The sequence below is a fragment of the Paenibacillus pasadenensis genome, from assembly GCF_002864175.1.
In the GTDB taxonomy this organism is placed as follows: Bacteria; Bacillota; Bacilli; order Paenibacillales; family Paenibacillaceae; genus Paenibacillus_O; species Paenibacillus_O pasadenensis.
This window is the reverse complement of record NZ_NFEZ01000004.1, coordinates 2,522,241-2,539,754: the sequence shown is the minus strand read 5'-3', so window position 1 is coordinate 2,539,754 and position 17,514 is coordinate 2,522,241. Positions and strand designations below refer to the sequence as shown.

Here is a 17,514-nt window from a genome sequence, read left to right as displayed (position 1 = left end):
TCCCCGTCTGCGCGAATCGGCGGCTTTCCTTCACCCCGCCTTGCCCTCCGGCTCTCTCCTTCATTGCTTCGATCCATCGCTCCCGATATAATGAATGGACGATCGCATGACAGAAGGGACCGAGAATTCATCGATGTATACTGCTGACCAATGGAAAGATTACGAACTGATCGACACCGGCGACGGAGACAAGCTCGAGCGCTGGGGCGACGTGACGCTGCGCCGTCCCGACCCGCAGATCATCTGGCCGTTCCGCGGAGACCGCAAAGCCTGGACGTCCGCCGACGGCCATTACCATCGCAGCAGCGCCGGCGGCGGCAGCTGGGATTACCGCAAGGCGCTTCCCGAGCGCTGGACGATCCGCTACGGCGAGCTGAGCTTCCATATCAAGCCGACGAGCTTCAAGCATACCGGACTGTTCCCGGAGCAGGCCGTCAACTGGAGCTGGATGATGGACAAGATCCGCTCCGCAGGCAGGCCGATCCGCGTCCTCAACCTGTTCGCCTATACGGGCGGAGCGACCGTCGCCTGCGCCGCCGCCGGTGCGGAGGTGTGCCATGTGGACGCCGCCAAGGGCATGGTGCAGTGGGCCAAGGAGAACGCCGCGCTGTCCGGGCTGGCCGAGCGCCCCATCCGCTACATCACCGACGACGTGTTCAAATTCGTGCAGCGCGAGCAGCGCCGCGGCAGCAAGTACGACGCGATCATCATGGATCCGCCGTCCTACGGACGCGGCCCCGGCGGCGAGATGTGGAAGCTCGAATCGAGCCTTTTCCCGTTCCTCGAGTCGTGCATGGACATCCTGAGCGAGAAGCCGCTTTTCCTGCTCCTCAACTCCTATACGACGGGACTGTCGCCGCAGGTGCTGCACAACCTGCTGGAGATGACCGCCCGCAAGCGCTTCGGCGGCTCCATCCACTGCGGCGAGATCGGCCTGCCGATCACCGCCTCCGGCCTGACGCTGCCATGCGGCATCCTCGGCCGCTGGGAGGCGTGATCCGGTGAGCGCCAGCCCCGGCAGCGCGTCCGACATCCCGATCCTCTACGAGGACAACCATCTGCTCGTCGTCGTCAAGCCGCCCGGCGTGCCCTCGCAGGAGGACGAGAGCGGCGATCCGGACATGCTGACGCTGCTCAAGGCCGATCTCAAGCGCCGCTACGACAAGCCGGGCAACGTGTTTCTCGGCCTCGTGCATCGGCTCGACCGACCCGTCGGCGGCGTCATGCTGTTCGCCAAGACGTCCAAGGCGGCGAGCCGGCTGTCCGACGCCGTCCGCACGCGCGCGTTCCGCAAGACGTACCTCGCCGTCCTCACGGCCAAGCCGCAGACGGACTCGGGCAGCCTTCGCCACTACCTGCAAAAGGACGCCGCCCGCAACGTCGTGACGGCTTACGCCAAGCCGACCGGCGACGCCAAGGAAGCTCGCCTCGACTACCGGACCTGGCCCGGAGCGGACGGCGCGCCGCTGGCGGCGGTGCGACTCCACACCGGACGTCCCCATCAGATCCGCGCGCAGTTCGCCGCGATCGGCTGCCCGCTGGCCGGCGACCGCAAGTACGGCCCATCCGGCCGCGGCGCTCCAGCACGCGGCGGACACGGCGACATCGCGCTCTGGTCGGCGGCCGCCGGCATCGCCCATCCGGTGACCAAGGAGTGGATGGAGTTCCGCTCGCTTCCGCCGCGCGCCTTCCCTTGGACGGCTTGGACGGAGCAGCAGCTGGAGCAGGCGGCCTCCGCCGTCCAGCACGCTTCCGACTGAAGGCGGGCCGAGACGGATCGTCTGGCAGGAAAAGCAGGCGGCTTTGCCGCAAGAGAGCCGAGGGCCGAACAGCCGGAATCAGCAAACAAGGGCCGAGCCGGCTTCCCTGCGAGGGGAAGCCGGCTCGGCCCTTTGTGCGGCGCGGCTGAAAGGAAATGCGGCGCGGACGGCCTTGGCGGTCCGCCCTTGACCTGCCGCCGGGACACGCCCGGCATGGAAGCGGCTAGCCCGCGTTGGCGACCTTGCCGAGCAGGTAGACGAGCAGCTGCTGGTTATGGGACGAGATGCGGTCGAGCGCCCCCTTGAGGAACTCCTCGCGAATCTCCACTCCCCGCTTCACCTCGTGCTCGCCGTGGCTCGTCATCTGCACCCAGACGATGCGCCGGTCGGAGGAGTCGCGGCTGCGCTCGATCAAGCCGCCCTTCTCCATCCGGTCAAGCAGCGTCGTGATCGCCGCCGGCGTCGTCTGCAGATGCTGAAGCAGCTCCGACGGCTTCATCGGCTGATGCTTCTGCAGCAGCTCCAGCACGTTCAGCTGTCCTTCGGTCAGCTGAGGAAGCAGCTGCTCCTCCAAATGGTTCTTCCATTCCTTCGAGATCTTGATCCACAGCCTGGCGAAATCCTCGGTTATCAACGCGAACACCTGCTTTCTGAATGGATAGGTCCGACGAGGACAAGTCTGTCCTCTGCTAATTCCTGATTATACCATCTGACTTTGTCGAAAGAAAGGTTAATCGGATTAATAATTCTAGACCTTAATCGATCTCTTTCCGAACCTTTAGACATAGGTTGACATAGGATGCAAGACATGAAGGCGACAGAAGGCGAAAGGGTGATCATCATGGAAGGGCATAAGGAAGCGGTCATCCGCAAAATCCGTGCCTACGGCATCATCAAGGACCCCGAGCTGCTGGAGCGGCCCGACGAGCCGGTTCCGCTCTGGGTGCTGCTGGAAGCGCTCTTGCACGTGATCGACCGACTAGAGCCTTCCGACGACCGGCCGTACGACTGACAGGCTCTGCGAGGGGCCTCTTTTTTTCGTTAAAGCATTGAACCTTTACGGGCATGCTTGGTATAATCATTACATTTATTCCGTTAGATAGAGAGGGTTGAATTTCGATGACACAAAAGCTCAGAACCGGCATCGTAGGCGGAACCGGCATGGTCGGACAGCGCTTCGTCGCCTTGCTGGACCATCACCCTTGGTTCGAAGTGACGGCGATCGCGGCCAGCGCGAGCTCCGCCGGCAAATCGTATGAAGAAGCGGTGCGCGGCCGCTGGAAGCTGGACACGCCGATGCCCGAAGCCGTCAAGGCGATCCAGGTGCAGGACGCGTCCAAGGTCGAGGAGGTCGCAGCCGAGCTCGACGTGATCTTCTGCGCGGTCGACATGAAAAAGCAGGAGATCCAAGCGCTCGAAGAGGCTTACGCCAAAGCCGGCGTCGCCGTCATCTCCAACAACTCCGCCCATCGCTGGACCGCCGACGTCCCGATGGTCATTCCCGAAATCAACCCGGAGCATCTGGAGGTCATCGCCTCCCAGCGCGAGCGCCTCGGCACCGAGACCGGCTTCATCGCCGTCAAGCCGAACTGCTCCATCCAGAGCTACGTTCCGATGCTGACCGCGCTCAAGGAGTTCGGACCGAAGCAAGTCGTCGCGAGCACCTATCAGGCGATCTCCGGCGCGGGCAAAACGTTCGCCGACTGGCCGGAGATGATCGACAACGTCATCCCGTATATCGGCGGAGAGGAAGAGAAGAGCGAGCAGGAGCCGCTGCGCATCTGGGGCAAGGTCGAGGACGGCGCGATCGTCAAGGCTTCCGAGCCGGCGATCACGACCCAGTGCATCCGCGTCCCGGTCGCGGACGGCCATCTGGCGACGGTGTTCGTGAACTTCGAGACCAAGCCGAGCAAGCAGGACATCCTCGACCGCTGGGCCGCCTTCGCGGGCCGTCCGCAGGAGCTGGAGCTGCCTAGCGCGCCGAAGCAGTTCATCACCTACTTCGAGGAAGACAACCGCCCGCAGACGGGCTTGGACCGGGGCATCGAGAACGGCATGGGCATCAGCGCCGGACGGCTGCGCGAGGACTCGCTGTACGACTTCAAATTCGTCGGCCTCTCGCACAACACGCTCCGCGGCGCCGCGGGCGGCGCCGTGCTGATCGCCGAGCTGCTCAAGGCCGAGGGCTATATCGTCGCCCGCTGAGCACAGCGGACCGATCGAGAGCCGGCAGCAAGCAAAAGGGACGAAGCGGAGAAAATCTCCGCTTCGTCCCTTTTTTCGATGAATGGCCGTTCGGCAGCCGAACGTGAACCGGTCATCTGTCCATCTCTGCCCGGCTGCCGCCGCCGGATCAGCCTTCCTGGCTGATTTCCGGCCGCTGGAACAGCTGCATGACAGCGTCGTTCTTCTCGACCTGGACCATCGCCCGGCCGACCGACTTGCGGTCGTCGAGCGGCGTCTTCTCGCTCTGGAAGCGCTGCTCGCCGCCTCCGGCGAGCAGCGCGCTCAGCTCGCGCGGCTCCTTGCAGTACGAGGCGCCGACGAGCGCCGCGCCGTTCGGCTTGACCCGCTTGCCTTCCTTGAACTCGAACGTGATGACGCCCTTGCCGCCGCGGCCCTGGACCGGGTAGTCGGCGAGCAGGCTGCGCTTGGCGTAGCCGAGGTCGCTGATGACGAGCACTTCGCCCTCGTCGTCCGGACCGGCCTCCAGCGCGGCGGCAAGCTCGTCGCCTTCCTTGAGCTGGATGCCGCGCACGCCGCCGGCGACGCGTCCCATCAAGCTCACCTCGGCAGCCGGGAAGCGGATCGCCGCTCCCGCCCGCGAGACGAGCACGAGATGGCGGTCGCCTGCCGACTGCAGCACCTGGACGACCTCGTCTCCGTCCGCCAGCTTGACGGCCGCGATGGCCGTCGAGCGGTTCGTCGCATAGTCCTTGAGCTCGGTCCGCTTGACCTGCCCGCGCTTCGTGAAGAAGAACAGCGATTGGCCCGGCTGCTGGATGTCCTTGACCGGCAGCACCGCGACGATGCCGTCATCTTTTGGAATCGGGATGACGTTGACGATCGCCGTGCCGGCGTCCTTCCACTTGAAGTCCGGAATCTGATACACCGGCAGCAGGTAGTAGCTGCCCTTGCGCGTGAAGACGAGCAGGCTGTCGATCGTATTGCACTCCAGCACATGGCGGAGCGCGTCGCCTTCCTTGAGGCCGGACGCGTCCAGCTCTCCCCCGCTGCGGGCGAAGCTGAGACGGCTCGTCCGCTTGACGTAGCCGTCGCGGCTGATCGTCACGAGCACGTCCTCGGCGCTCACCATCACCTCGAGGCCGACCTTCAGCTCCTCGACCTGGCCGCGGATTTCCGAGCGGCGGTCGATGCCGTACTTCTCGCGGATCTCCAGCAGCTCCTCCTGAATGACCTTGAGCAGCTTCTTTTCGCTGTCGAGGATCGAGCGCAAATAGTGGACGCGCTTGGCGATCTCGCGCAGCTCCTTTTCCAGCGAGGTGATCTCGAGGTTGGTCAGGCGGTACAGCTGGAGCGTCAGGATCGCATCGGCCTGCCGCTCGCTGAAGCCGAACTTGGCGACGAGGTTGTCCTGCGCGTCGGCGCGGTTTTTCGACGCCTTGATCGCCGCGATGACGTCGTCGAGGATGTTCAGCGCCTTGACGAGTCCTTCGAGCACATGCGCGCGGTCCTCGGCCTTCTCCAGCTCATAGCGCGTGCGGAACGTGACGACTTCCTTCTGATGGTCGATGTACGCCGCCAGCATCTCCTTGACGCCGAGCTGGCGGGGAGCCTTGTTGACGATCGCGACCATGTTGAAGTTGTACGTCACCTGCAGGTCGGTCTTTTTGAGCAGATAGGCCAGGATGCCGTCGGCATCCGCGTCCTTCTTGAGCTCGACGACGATGCGCAGGCCGTCGCGCCCGCTCTCGTCGCGCACCTCGGCGATGCCGTCGACCTTCTTCTCGAGACGGATGTTCTCCATCGCCGTGACGAGGCGCGACTTGACGACCTGGTACGGAATTTCCGTCACGACGATCATCTTCTTGCCGCCGCGCAGCTCCTCTACGGCCGTTTTCGACCGCAGGTGGATGCGTCCCTTGCCGGTCGAGTAGGCGTCGCGGATGCCCTCCTCGCCCATGATGATGCCTCCGGTCGGGAAGTCCGGACCTTTGAGGATGCCCATCAGCGCCTCGAGCGGCATGCTGCCGTCGTTCATGAGCGCGATGCAGGCGTCGATCACCTCGCGCAGGTTATGCGGCGGGATCTCGGTGGCGAAGCCCGACGAGATCCCGCTGACGCCGTTGACGAGCAGGTTCGGGTAGCGGGCCGGCAGCACGACCGGCTCCTTGGTGCTGTTGTCGAAATTGTCCTTGAACAGCACGGTGCGCTTCTCGATGTCGCGCAGCAGCTCCATCGCGATCGGCGACAGCCTCGCCTCCGTATAGCGCATCGCCGCCGCCGGATCGTCGTCGAGCGAGCCCCAGTTGCCGTGGCCGTCGATGAGCGTATGGCCCATCTTCCATGGCTGCGCCATCCGCACCATGCCCTCGTAGATCGAGGAGTCGCCATGCGGATGGTAGTTGCCCATCACGTCGCCGACCGTCTTGGCCGACTTGCGGTACGGCTTGTCCGGCGTATTGCCGGCGTCGTACATCGCGTACAGGATCCGCCGCTGCACCGGCTTCAGGCCGTCGCGCACATCGGGGATGGCGCGGTCCTGGATGATATATTTGGAGTAGCGTCCAAATCGGTCGCCGACGACCTCCTCGAGGAATGCCGGCAGAAATTGCTCGCTTGCGCTCATGAGCCCGTCCCCCTATTCCTCGTATTCGGTGAAGTCGACATTGTCGATGATCCAGCGCTTGCGCGGATCGACCTTGTCGCCCATGAGCGTCGATACCCGCCGCTCCGCCTTGGCCGCATCGTCGATCTGCACCCGCAGGAGCGTTCGGGACTCGGGATTCATCGTCGTTTCCCAGAGCTGGTCCGGGTTCATCTCGCCGAGGCCCTTGTAGCGCTGCAGCTCGAAGCCCTTGCCCATCTCCTTGCCGTAGTTCTGCAGCTGCTCATCGGTCCAGGCGTAGCGCACCGTCTGCAGCTTGCCCGTCTTGCGGGACATCTTGTAGAGCGGCGGCTGCGCGATGTAGATCCTTCCCGAGTCGATGAGCGGCTTCATGTACCGGTAGAAGAACGTCAGCAGCAGCACCTGGATGTGCGCGCCGTCCGTATCCGCGTCGGTCATGATGATGATCTTGCTGTAGTTGCACTCGTCCGCCTCGAACTCCGGCCCGACGCCCGCGCCGATCGCGGCGATGATCGCCTTGTACTCGTCGTTCTTGAGGATGTCGCCCAGCCGCGCCTTCTCCGGATTCATCGGCTTTCCCTTCAGCGGCAGGATCGCCTGATACTTGGAGTCGCGGCCTTGCTTGGCGGAGCCGCCGGCAGAGTCGCCCTCGACGATGAACAGCTCGTTGCGCGAGGCGTCCTTGGACTGCGCCGGCGTCAGCTTGCCGCCGAGGTTGGACGACTCGCTGCGCTTCTTTCCGCTGCGGATCTCCTCGCGCGCCTTGCGCGCGGCCTCGCGCGCCCGGGACGCCTGGATCGCCTTTTTGAGCAGCATCTGGCCGACCTGCGGATTCTCCTCCAGGAACACGGCCATCTTGTCCGCGACGACGGCGTCGACGGCGCTGCGGGCGGAGCTGCTGCCGAGCTGGTCCTTCGTCTGCCCGACGAACTCGACCTCCGCCATCTTGATGTTGATGACGCACATCATGCCTTCGCGCAGGTCTCCGCCTTCAAGGTTCTTTTCCTTTTCCTTGAGCAGGCCGGCGCGCCGGGCATAATCGTTGAGCACCCGCGTGTAGGCTGTCTTGAAGCCGGTCTCATGCGTGCCGCCGCCCCGCGTCGGGATCGAGTTGACGAAGCTCACGATCGTCTCCGTATAGCCGTCGTTGTACTGCAGGGCGACCTCGACCTCGATGTCGTCCTTGTCCGCCGCGAAGCGGACCGCCTCATGCAGCACCGACTTCTCCTCGTTGAGGAACTCGACGAACTGCTTCGCTCCGCCCTCGTAGTGGAAGACGTTCTCATGCCCGCTGCGGTCGTCGCGGATCGTCACCTTGAGCCCGGAGTTCAGGAAGGCGATCTCCTGCAGCCGGTCGCTCAGCGTATCGAAGCTCAGCGAGGTGTTGCCGTGAAAGACGCGCGCATCCGGCTTGAACGTCACCTTGGTGCCGGTCTGGCGCGTATTGCCGACGATCTCGAGGCCGGTCGTCGGCTCGCCGACATGCTCCTTGCCCTGGCTGTCGACCCAGTATTCGAACCTCTGCTTATGTATCTTGCCCTCGCGGAAAATCTCCACCTCGAGCCATTCCGACAGCGCGTTCGTCACCGAAGCGCCGACGCCGTGCAGCCCGCCTGACTTCTTGTAGCCTCCGCCGCCGAACTTGCCCCCCGCGTGCAGGATCGTGAATACGACCTGCGGCGTCGGGATGCCGCTTTTGTGCATGCCGGTCGGGATGCCCCGCCCGTTGTCGTGTACGGTCACCGATCCGTTTTTGTGCAGCGTGACGGCGATCTCCGTGCAGAACTTGGCCAGATGCTCGTCCACGGCGTTGTCGACGATTTCCCACACGAGATGGTGCAGGCCCGAGCTCGTCGTGCTGCCGATGTACATGCCGGGGCGCTTGCGCACCGCGGTCAGGCCCTCGAGAATCTGGATATCGTCCGCCTCGTAGGAAGGGCCCTTCGCCGTATTTGCCGATTCGGTTGCGTAAAGGTCCAGTTGTTCGGCCATACGCGTCCCCCTTTTCTGTTCCTTGCTGTCCGTGCGAATAACTCACGCTATTTTAATTCAAGATGTCCTGTTTCGTAAAGACGCCATACGAGACGACGAGCGCCGCAGCGGCCCAGATGCCAAGCACGGCCAGGGAAAATCCGATGTCCATGCCCGCGATCGGCGGCGGCGTGCCTTCGAGATAGTCGGTCAGGTCGATGTTCACGGAGAAGATGTATTTGGCGGCCTCCCAGGAGGAAGCCATGCCGGCCAGGATGCTGCCGGAGATGACCGCCGCCATCATCGTGACGATGCTCGCCGCCGTGCTGCGCACGAGCACCGACACCATCGTCGACAGGATGGCGATCGTCATGCAGCTGATCCAGATGAGGCCGCTCTGCATGAGCATGTACGCCCATTGCGGCACGGCATGCACGCCGGTCGCGTCGATCGCGGAGCCGTCGATGACAAAGCCGGTGAACACCGGCATCGTCCATCCCCCGTAGCCGAAGAGGAGGCCGGATATGAGATAGCATACCGCGCCGGTCGCGAGGATAGCCAGCGAAACGTAGAGCGTCAAGGCGATCAGCTTGCTCGTCAGGATTTTCCAGCGCCGCACCGGACGGGTCAGCAGCATCTTGATCGTGCCCCCGGTGCGCTCTCCCGATACGAGATCGGACGAAAGCGCGAGGATGAGCAGCGGGAAAAACATCGAGACGGAGCTCGCCATGAACTGACGGGTGAACGTAGCCGCGTCCGGGCTGTTCGGATTGATGTCATGATCCAGGTAATATTGCAGCTGCTGCACTTTGATGCGGTCGTACTTTTTCCACTCCTCCGGCATGCGGTCGCTCGCCAGCGTGTTCTGCAGGTCGGTGATCTGCTGCTGGATCTGGTTGCGCCAGTCCTTGAAGTTGGCGGCGTTCGTCTGGGACACCCGGAGCTGGGCGTAGGTGAACAGCGGCACGAGCACCAGCAGGATTAGAAGGATAACATAGAACCGCTTCTTTTTCCAAATTTTCAGCGTCTCGTTCTGAACGAGCGGAAGCATCCCCTTCACTCGGCCTCCACCTCCGTCAGCCTCAGGAAAAGCTCCTCGAGCGTCGGCGCGACGCGCTGCACCGCTTCGATGCCGATGCCCCGCCGCACGAGCAGCTCCACGACATCCGGCAGCGCTTCTTCATCCACGCTCGTCACGATCGCTCCGGGCAGATGAGCGAGCGCGCCCTCGTCCAGCCGATGCTCGCCGTCGCCGAACAGCTGGACGGACGGCTGGTCCGCGAGCAGCGCCCGCGCCTCCTCCTGGCGGTCGGTCTGCCACAGCACGAAGCTGGACGCCTGGCCGACAAGCTCGTCCACCCGGCCGACCGCCAGCACCCGGCCTTCGTTGATGATCGCGACGCGGTCGCACATGAGCTGGATTTCGCTCAGCAGGTGGCTGGAGATGAACAGGCTCAGCCCGGTTGCCGACAGCATGCGGATGAATTCGCGCAGCTCCTTGATGCCCTTCGGATCGAGCCCGTTCGTCGGCTCGTCGAGGATGAGCAGCTTCGGCCGTCCGAGCAGCGCCTGCGCGATGCCGAGCCGCTGCCTCATGCCGAGCGAGTAGTCGCGGACCTTGTCATGGATGCGCTCGTCCAGGCGCACGATCGAGACGACCTCGCGGATGCGGTCCTCCCCGATGCCCGGCTGCATGCGCGCGAACTGCTCGAGGTTTTCCCAGCCGGTAAGGTAAGGGTACATTTCCGGATTCTCGACGATGCAGCCGACCTCGGCCAGCGCCTTCTCCGGATCGCGGGCGAGATGATGTCCGCCGATGAGGATCTCGCCCTCGGTCGGCTTGATCAGATCGACCAGCATCCGGATCGTCGTCGTCTTGCCCGAGCCGTTCGGCCCGAGGAAGCCGAAGATCTCGCCGGGATGCACTTGGAACCCGACCTCGTGGATGATCCATTTCCGGCGGATTCTTTTTTTCAGGCCGCGCACGTCCAGCACGGGCTCGCCGGCGGCGACGCCCGCCTTCGAAGCGGCATCCTGCGCAGCCGCGGACGGCCTGGACTTTGGCCGTCGGCGAACGGGGTAATCAATCGTCATGCAGGTCCTCTCCTTTTGTCTCTAGCTCGTCTGCCAAGACAGCGGCGACGCGTCCGTCAGGTCAGCGCCTGCACGATGCGCTGCGCGATGCGGACGTAGCCGTCCTGATTCGGGTGGAAATGATCGGACGCCATGTAGGCGGCCGAGCGCTGCTCGAACAGATCCATGACGGGAACGAGCACCGCATGCTCGTCCTTGGCCAGGATGCGGTACGCCTCGTCGTTCCAGCGCTGGACGGCCGCGCTGCCGTCGCGCAGCTCCGCGATGTCGTAGAACGGATTGTACAGCCCGGCGTAGACGAGCGTCGCCTCCGGGTTGATCGCGCGGATCCGCTCGACGATGCTTTTGAGCGACGCGGCCGCGGCCGGAATCTGCGCCTCGATCTCGTCGAGCGGAATGTCGCTCGAGCTCCCGTTCTCTCTCGCTTCGAGGACAGGACGGAACAAGTCGTTGCCGCCGATCGTCAGCAGGATCAGGTTCGCCTGGCGAATCGGGTTGTCGAGGCCCCGGTCCTCGGCGAGCATCTTGTCGAGCTCCGCCGCCGTCAAGCCGCTGATCGCCAGATTGTTGATCTGCTGCACCGGCTTGCCGGTCGCAGCCTTCAGCTGCTCCAGCACCGGCTTCACATAGCCGCGGCCGCTGTTGTCCCCGACTCCTTTGGTCAAGGAATCGCCGAGCGCCGTCACGAGGATCTCGTCCGCCTGCTGGTATTGTCCGCCGGCCTGAGCCTCCTCCGGAGCCTGGCGCGCCGCCTGCTGCACGGAAGGCGTGACGATCAGCATGTCGCGCATGGCGAAGGCGAATCCTCCTGCGAGGAGCAGCGTCGAGGCGAGGGACGCCGTGCCTACGACCCGCCATAATGTGCCGGATGACTTCATCTTATTTCGGCTCCCCTTGCTCGGAATTTGAATTGTGAACATTTGGTATAGCATCATCTACTAAAAATAAGGCTTGCGACAAGTTTTTGCAAATCATGCGGGACGAAAGGACTAGGGCGCGCTCGTCCCCCGCACCGCAAAGCTGCCCGCCGGCGTTCGCGCCCGCTTCTGCCGCCCGATTTTTTTGGACTGCAGCGTCCCGAGCGGACGGCAGCGTCAGACGGAAAGGAGGCGAAAGCGCATAGGTCCATGAAAAAAGCAGGCCTCGTCGGCCTGCTCTTCCTATCCGTCATATCTGATCGTCAAGCACTCCGCTGCCTGGCGAGCCGCGTCGCGCGCGCTCTCGGCATCCGTCCCCGACGCAAGGGCGACGGCCATGCGGCGTCCCTTGCGCGTCTCCGGCTTGCCGAATACGCGCACCTGCGCGCTCGGCACCGCGAGCGCCTGCTCCAGCCCTTCGACCGCGAACGAGCGGCTGTCGCGCGTCGCCTTGAGCGTGCGGCTCGCGCCCGGCGACAGCAGCCGCACGCCAGGGATCGGCAGGCCGAGGATCGCGCGCACGTGGAGCGCGAACTCCGACAGATCCTGCGTCGCCATCGTCACCATCCCCGTATCATGCGGCCGCGGCGACACCTCGCTGAACAGGACGCCGTCCTCGGTCAGGAACAGCTCGACACCGTACAAGCCCCAGCCGCCAAGCGCTTCGGTAATCGCCAGCGCGATCCGTTCGGCCTCGCGCAGCTGCGCCTCGCTCATCGCATGCGGCTGCCACGACTCGATATAGTCGCCGTCCTGCTGCACATGTCCGATCGGCGCGCAGAACGCCGTGCCCGAGACGGAGCGGACCGTCAGCAGCGTGATCTCGGATTCGAAGCGGACGAAGCCTTCGACGATGACGCGCTTCTTTTTGGCGCGGCCGCCCTCCATCGCATAGTTCCAGCAGCTCTCGATCTCCGCCTCGGAGCGGCAGACGCTCTGGCCCTTGCCCGAGGAGCTCATGATCGGCTTGATGACGCACGGCAGTCCGAGCTCCAGCACGGCCGCCCTCATCTCCTCGAGCGAGTCCGCGAAGCGGTAGGAGGCGGTCGGCAGGCGCAGCGTCTCCGCCGCCAGGCGCCGGATGCCTTCGCGGTCCATCGTCAGCCGCGCGGCTCGCGCCGTCGGCACGACCTTGTAGCCCTCCTGCTCCAGCTCGACGAGCGTGCCGGTGGCGATCGCCTCGATCTCCGGCACGATCAGATCCGGCTTCTCCCGCAGGATCAGCTCCCGCAGCCGCTCCGGGTCGAGCATGTCGACCACATGCGAGCGATGCGCCACCTGCATCGCGGGCGCGTCCGCATAGCGGTCGACGGCGACCGTCTCCACGCCGAGCCGCTGCGCCTCGATGACCACTTCCTTGCCCAGCTCTCCAGAGCCCAGCAGCAGCATCTTGCGCGCCCCTTGGGTCAGCGGCGGTCCATACGACATTTCAGTTCCCCCTGTTCCAATTTCCGGTACATGATCCCTATCATTTTGGACGCTCTCTATCGAAAAATCAAGCGAACAGAGTCGTTTTCCTTGACAGCTATATTCCACTGAACGTATATTTTAGGCATGAAATCGATCCTTCACGCGCTGGCCGAGCCGAATCGGCTGCGGATCGTCGAGCTGCTCCGCTCCGGTCCGCTCACAGTCGGAGAAATCGCCGAACGGCTGTCCTTCAACCAGCCGCAGACGTCCAAGCATCTCAAGGTGCTGAGCGAGGCCGGCGTGCTGCTTGTCGAAGCCTCGGCCAACCGCCGCATCTACCGGCTCTCGCCAAAACCGTTCCAGGAGCTGGAGGCATGGGCTTCCTCCTTCCGCCGCGACTGGGAGGAGCGCATGGACCGCCTGGACGGGTACCTGCAGCGGCTGCAGCAGGACGGCACGGAGCGCTGACGGCGCAAGGCTCGGCCTTGCGGCCCGAGCCTCGCTTGCGCGGCCGCTGCAGACAGACTTTCAGGCCGCCCGCAGAAGGCCCCTTCCGCAAAAAAAAGCTGACCCGCATGTCCGGACTTGGACAGGCGGAGTCAGCTTTTTTGGAGCCGGCCTTGGCTTGCCGGCAAGCGTCAGGCGCTGAGGAAGCGGTACTGCGCCTCGATGAGGCCGTAGTACGTGCCGCCATGCCGCATGAGCTCGTCATGGCTGCCCTGCTCGACGATGCGGCCGTGGTCGAGCACGACGATGTTGTCGCAGTGGCGGATCGTCGACAGGCGATGCGCGATGATGAACGACGTGCGTCCGGCCAGCAGCGTCTTGAGCGCCTCCTGGATCTTGAGCTCCGTCTCGGTGTCGATGCTCGCCGTCGCCTCGTCGAGGATGAGGATCGCCGGATCCGCGAGCAGCGCGCGGGCGAAGCTCAGCAGCTGCCGCTGTCCCATCGACAGGACGTTGCCGCGCTCCTGCACCTCGGTGTCGTAGCCGTCGGGCAGCGTGACGATGAACTCATGCGCGTTGACCGCGCGGGCGGCCATCTCGACCTCCTCGTCCGTCGCGTTCAGACGCCCGAAGCGGATGTTGTCGCGGATCGTGCCGGAGAAGATGAACGTATCCTGCAGCACGATGCCGACCTGCGAGCGCAGGCTGTCGATCGTCACGTCGCGGATGTCCTGGCCGTCGATGCGGACCGCTCCCTCTACGGGATCGTAGAACCGGCAGAGCAGGTTGATGATCGTGCTCTTGCCGGAGCCGGTATGGCCGACGAGCGCCACCGACTGGCCGGCCTTCACCTCGAGCGAGATGCCCTTGAGGGCGGGACGGTTCTTCTCGTACTCGAAGACGATGCTGTCGAACGACACGTCGCCCTTGATGCCGGTCAGCATGCGCGCGCGGCCGCTTTCCTTAACGGTCGGCTCCTCGTCGATGAACTCGAAGATCCGCTCCGAGCTGGCCATCGCGACGAGCAGCTGGTTGTACATCTGGCCGAGCCGGTTGATCGGATCCCAGAAGTTGCCGATGTAGTTGGCGAAGCCGACGAGCAGGCCGACGGTGATGACGTTCGTCTGGAGCAGATGCGAGCCGTACCAGAACAGGATGAGCGTGCCGATCGCCGCCGTCACCTCGATGATCGGGCCGAACGTCTGGTTGAGCACCGAGGCGCGGTCCCAGCTTTTTTTGTTGATCGTGTTCATATGGTCGAAGAACTTGTAGTTCTCCTTCTCCTGCACGTACGCCTGCGTCACCTTCATCCCCTGGATCGCCTCGTTGAGATGGGAGTTGATGCGCGACTGCTTGATGCGCACGTCCTGCCAGGCGAAGCGGATGCGCTTGCGGAGAGCGCCGGAGACGATGAACATGAGCGGCACCGTCACCATGACGGCGATCCCGAGCTGGAAGTTCCAGATGAGCAGGATCGCGGCGATGCCGACGAGCTGGATGCAGTCCATGAGCAGGTTGACGACGCCGTTCGTGAACAGGTCCTGCAGCGAGTTGACGTCATTGGTGACGCGCACGAGCACGGAGCCCGCCGGCCGCTTGTCGAAGAAGCGGAAGCTGAGCTTCTGGATATGCTCGAACAGCTGCTGCCGCAGGTCGTAGATGACCTTTTGGCCGATGATGTTCGTGTACTTGATGCGGATCGTGTTGGCGGCCCACTGGATGACGTACAGGCCGAGCATGATGCCGCCGTAGGCGAGCAGCAGGCTCTTGTCGCCGCCGTCCTTGTCGATCGCCTCGTCGATCGCGAGGATGATGACGGCCGGCGCGGCGAGCCGCGTCAGCGTGCCGAGCAGCATCATGAGCACCATCGGCACGAGCTGCTTGCGGTAAGGCTTCATATAGGAAAGCAGGCGCAGGACCTGCTTCCAGTTGAACGGCTTCTCGATGACCTCGTCATCGGTATACTTGAAGCGCTGGCGCTGAGCCTGCGCCGCCTCCTGCATGGAGGCGTCCAGGCCGGATGCGGGCGCGGCCGGCCCTTTTGCGCTGCTAGCCATCAGGCGGTCCCTCCTTTGCCCAGCGCGGGCTCGTCGTCCTGCTGCGGACGGTCGGCGTACTGGATGTTGTAGACTTCGCGGTACGGTCCGCTCTGGCGGACGAGCGCCGCATGCTTGCCGCGCTGCACGATGCGGCCCTTGTCGAGCACGAGAATCTCGTCGGCGTCCTTGAGCGAGCTGATCCGGTGGGCGATGATGAACGTCGTCCGTCCCTTCATCAGCTCCTTGAAGCCGGCCTGGATCTCATGCTCCGTCTCCATGTCGACCGCGCTCGTCGCGTCGTCGAGCACGAGGATATGCGGATTGCGGATCAAGGCGCGGGCGATCGCGATGCGCTGCTTCTGGCCGCCGGAGAGGCCCATGCCGCGCTCGCCGACGAGCGTGTCGTAGCCGAGCGGCAGCTCCATGATGAAGTCATGCGCCTTGGCCAGCTTGGCCGCGCGCTCGATCTGCTCCATCGTCGCGTCCTTGTCGGCGTAGGCGATGTTGTCGCGGATCGAGGCGGAGAACAGGAACGTCTCCTGGAACACGGTCGCGATCTGGCTGCGCAGGCTCTGGACGTCGAGCTGGCGGATGTCGAGGCCGTCGATGGTGATTTTGCCCTGCTTGACGTTGTAGGCGTGCATGAGCAGCTGGATGATCGTGCTCTTGCCGGAGCCGGTGCCGCCGAGCAGGCCGATGACGGTGCCCGGAGGGGCGTCGAAGCTGATGTCCGTCACCGCCGGCTCCTTGTCCGCGTAATTGAACGTGACGTTCTCGAAGCGGACATGACCCTTGACATGCTGCTTGTCGAGCACGACCGCGTCGGGCACGCTCTTCACATGCACGTACTGGTTCAGCAGCTCCAGCACCCGCTCGCCGGACGCCTTGGACTGCGTGTAGTTGTTGATATGGAAGCCGATGCCCCACATCGGTCCGATGATGTACCAGATGAGGCTGAAAAACGCGACCAGCTCGCCGAGCGTCAGATGCTGGTCGATGACGCGCAAGCCGCCGAAGATGAGCAGGATGACGACGCTTACGTTGGCCAGCAGCTCCATGAGCGGGAAGTACCGGGCCCAGATCGTCGCCGCGCCGACCTGGTTCGTCTGGTATTCCGCGCTGCGCGCCGAGAATTTCTCGACCTCGTGGGACTCGCGCGCGAACGACTTGACCGTGCGCACGCCGGTGATGTTCTCCTGGACGGCCGTCGTCATGTGGCTGAGCGCCTGGCGCATCTCGCGGAACGCCGGATGGATGTTCTTCTCGAAGCGCACGGCGGTGAAGGCGAGCAGCGGAATCGCCACCAGCGTGACGAGCGTCAGCTGCCAGTCCATGGTCAGCATCATGACGCCGCCGAACAGGATCATGAGGAACACGTTGAGCACCTGCGCGAAGCCGAAGCCGATGAACTGGCGGATCGCCTCCAGGTCCGCGGTCAGGCGGCTCATCAGATCGCCCGTCTTGGCGGTGTCGTAGTACGGATAGCTCAGCTCCTGCAGCTTGGCGTAGCTGGCGTTCCGCAGCCGGTAGGCGACGCGGTTGCCGAGCCGTCCGCCGAAATATCCGCTCAGGAAGTTCATGAAGCCCTTCAGCGAAACGACGCAGACGACGGCCAGCGACAGCAACGGCACCGGCTCCCAGTTCTGCGGCTTGACGACGTCATCGATCAGGTACCGCAGCAGGTTCGGATAGACCAGTCCGAGCGCGGTTGCAGCGGCCAGGCAGAGGATGGATGCGAAGATGAACTTGCGCTCCACCCAGTAGTAAGGCTTGAGTTGCCTGAAAACCTCCAAGTGTGCTCTCTCCCCCGTTAGTTAGGTTTAACTGCGATTTCAGTGCTGACATGGACGTATGTTATCAGCATCCCGCAGGAGCGGCAAACGCCTTTTGCGGCCATATTCAGCACTCTGCTCCGCTAAAAGGGAAGATAAGGCACGTAAGGGGGATCATTCTCTTTTTCCTCAACGAATCGTCACGTTTACGACACATTTGCGCGTTTTTATCCGTTTCGGCTGGAAATGCGAAAAAAACTTTTAACGCTCGCCGATTTCCGCTACCGCCGGCAC

The 17,514-nt window shown here is 63.9% G+C and carries 14 protein-coding genes; 5 read left to right on the top strand and 9 right to left on the bottom strand.

What is annotated here, in order from left to right; translation table 11 throughout:
* The first annotated feature begins 133 nt into the window (after window positions 1-133).
* Together B8V81_RS20490 and B8V81_RS20485 are read left to right on the top strand one after the other, a co-directional pair.
* Window positions 134-997 carry a class I SAM-dependent methyltransferase gene (locus tag B8V81_RS20490; RefSeq protein ID WP_028599676.1) on the top strand — a complete coding sequence of 288 codons (864 nt, stop codon included), beginning with the start codon at window positions 134-136 and terminating at the stop codon, window positions 995-997.
* A 4-nt stretch (window positions 998-1,001) separates the two neighbouring features.
* Window positions 1,002-1,760, top strand: coding sequence for an RluA family pseudouridine synthase (locus B8V81_RS20485; RefSeq protein ID WP_028599677.1), 759 nt, complete (start codon window positions 1,002-1,004; stop codon window positions 1,758-1,760).
* Window positions 1,761-1,983: 223 nt separating this feature from the next.
* On the opposite strand, the gene B8V81_RS20480 is transcribed toward B8V81_RS20485, so the two are convergent.
* Window positions 1,984-2,394: a MarR family winged helix-turn-helix transcriptional regulator gene (locus B8V81_RS20480; protein WP_028599678.1), complete on the bottom strand. Its 411-nt coding sequence runs from the start codon at window positions 2,392-2,394 to the stop codon at window positions 1,984-1,986.
* 174 nt (window positions 2,395-2,568) lie between these two features.
* Here B8V81_RS20480 and B8V81_RS20475 point away from each other — a divergent pair, with 174 nt between their 5' ends.
* A complete protein-coding gene (locus tag B8V81_RS20475; protein WP_043111584.1) occupies window positions 2,569-2,772 on the top strand; it encodes a hypothetical protein in 204 nt (67 codons plus the stop codon).
* A gap of 107 nt (window positions 2,773-2,879) precedes the next feature.
* Window positions 2,880-3,965: an aspartate-semialdehyde dehydrogenase gene (gene asd, locus B8V81_RS20470; RefSeq protein ID WP_028599679.1), complete on the top strand. Its 1,086-nt coding sequence runs from the start codon at window positions 2,880-2,882 to the stop codon at window positions 3,963-3,965.
* 148 nt (window positions 3,966-4,113) lie between these two features.
* Here the strand turns inward: asd and gyrA are convergent, their stop codons facing one another.
* The 6 genes from gyrA to purT all read right to left on the bottom strand — a co-directional run bounded on the left by gyrA (window position 4,114) and on the right by purT (window position 12,980).
* Window positions 4,114-6,570, bottom strand: a complete 2,457-nt coding sequence (gene gyrA / locus B8V81_RS20465; protein WP_101809091.1) for a DNA gyrase subunit A — start codon at window positions 6,568-6,570, stop codon at window positions 4,114-4,116.
* 12 nt (window positions 6,571-6,582) lie between these two features.
* A complete protein-coding gene (gene parE / locus B8V81_RS20460) occupies window positions 6,583-8,562 on the bottom strand; it encodes a DNA topoisomerase IV subunit B (protein ID WP_028599681.1) in 1,980 nt (659 codons plus the stop codon).
* A gap of 52 nt (window positions 8,563-8,614) precedes the next feature.
* Window positions 8,615-9,601, bottom strand: a complete 987-nt coding sequence (locus B8V81_RS20455) for an ABC transporter permease (protein ID WP_101809090.1) — start codon at window positions 9,599-9,601, stop codon at window positions 8,615-8,617.
* A complete protein-coding gene (locus B8V81_RS20450) occupies window positions 9,598-10,635 on the bottom strand; it encodes an ABC transporter ATP-binding protein (RefSeq protein WP_028599683.1) in 1,038 nt (345 codons plus the stop codon). Before B8V81_RS20450 ends, B8V81_RS20455 begins: the two co-directional genes overlap by 4 nt.
* A 56-nt stretch (window positions 10,636-10,691) precedes the next feature.
* A complete protein-coding gene (locus B8V81_RS20445) occupies window positions 10,692-11,513 on the bottom strand; it encodes a GDSL-type esterase/lipase family protein (protein ID WP_180968498.1) in 822 nt (273 codons plus the stop codon).
* A 282-nt stretch (window positions 11,514-11,795) separates the two neighbouring features.
* A complete protein-coding gene (purT, locus tag B8V81_RS20440; RefSeq protein ID WP_028599685.1) occupies window positions 11,796-12,980 on the bottom strand; it encodes a formate-dependent phosphoribosylglycinamide formyltransferase in 1,185 nt (394 codons plus the stop codon).
* A gap of 126 nt (window positions 12,981-13,106) precedes the next feature.
* Here purT and B8V81_RS20435 point away from each other — a divergent pair, with 126 nt between their 5' ends.
* Entirely contained in the window at window positions 13,107-13,430 is a 324-nt protein-coding gene (locus B8V81_RS20435) for an ArsR/SmtB family transcription factor (protein ID WP_028599686.1), read from the top strand.
* A gap of 170 nt (window positions 13,431-13,600) precedes the next feature.
* Here the strand turns inward: B8V81_RS20435 and B8V81_RS20430 are convergent, their stop codons facing one another.
* The gene (locus tag B8V81_RS20430; protein WP_028599687.1) at window positions 13,601-15,412 is read right to left on the bottom strand and encodes an ABC transporter ATP-binding protein; all 1,812 of its coding nucleotides are present in this window, start codon (window positions 15,410-15,412) and stop codon (window positions 13,601-13,603) included.
* Window positions 15,413-15,465: 53 nt separating this feature from the next.
* Window positions 15,466-17,241 carry an ABC transporter ATP-binding protein gene (locus B8V81_RS20425; RefSeq protein WP_101809087.1) on the bottom strand — a complete coding sequence of 592 codons (1,776 nt, stop codon included), beginning with the start codon at window positions 17,239-17,241 and terminating at the stop codon, window positions 15,466-15,468.
* Window positions 17,242-17,514: the final 273 nt, after the last annotated feature.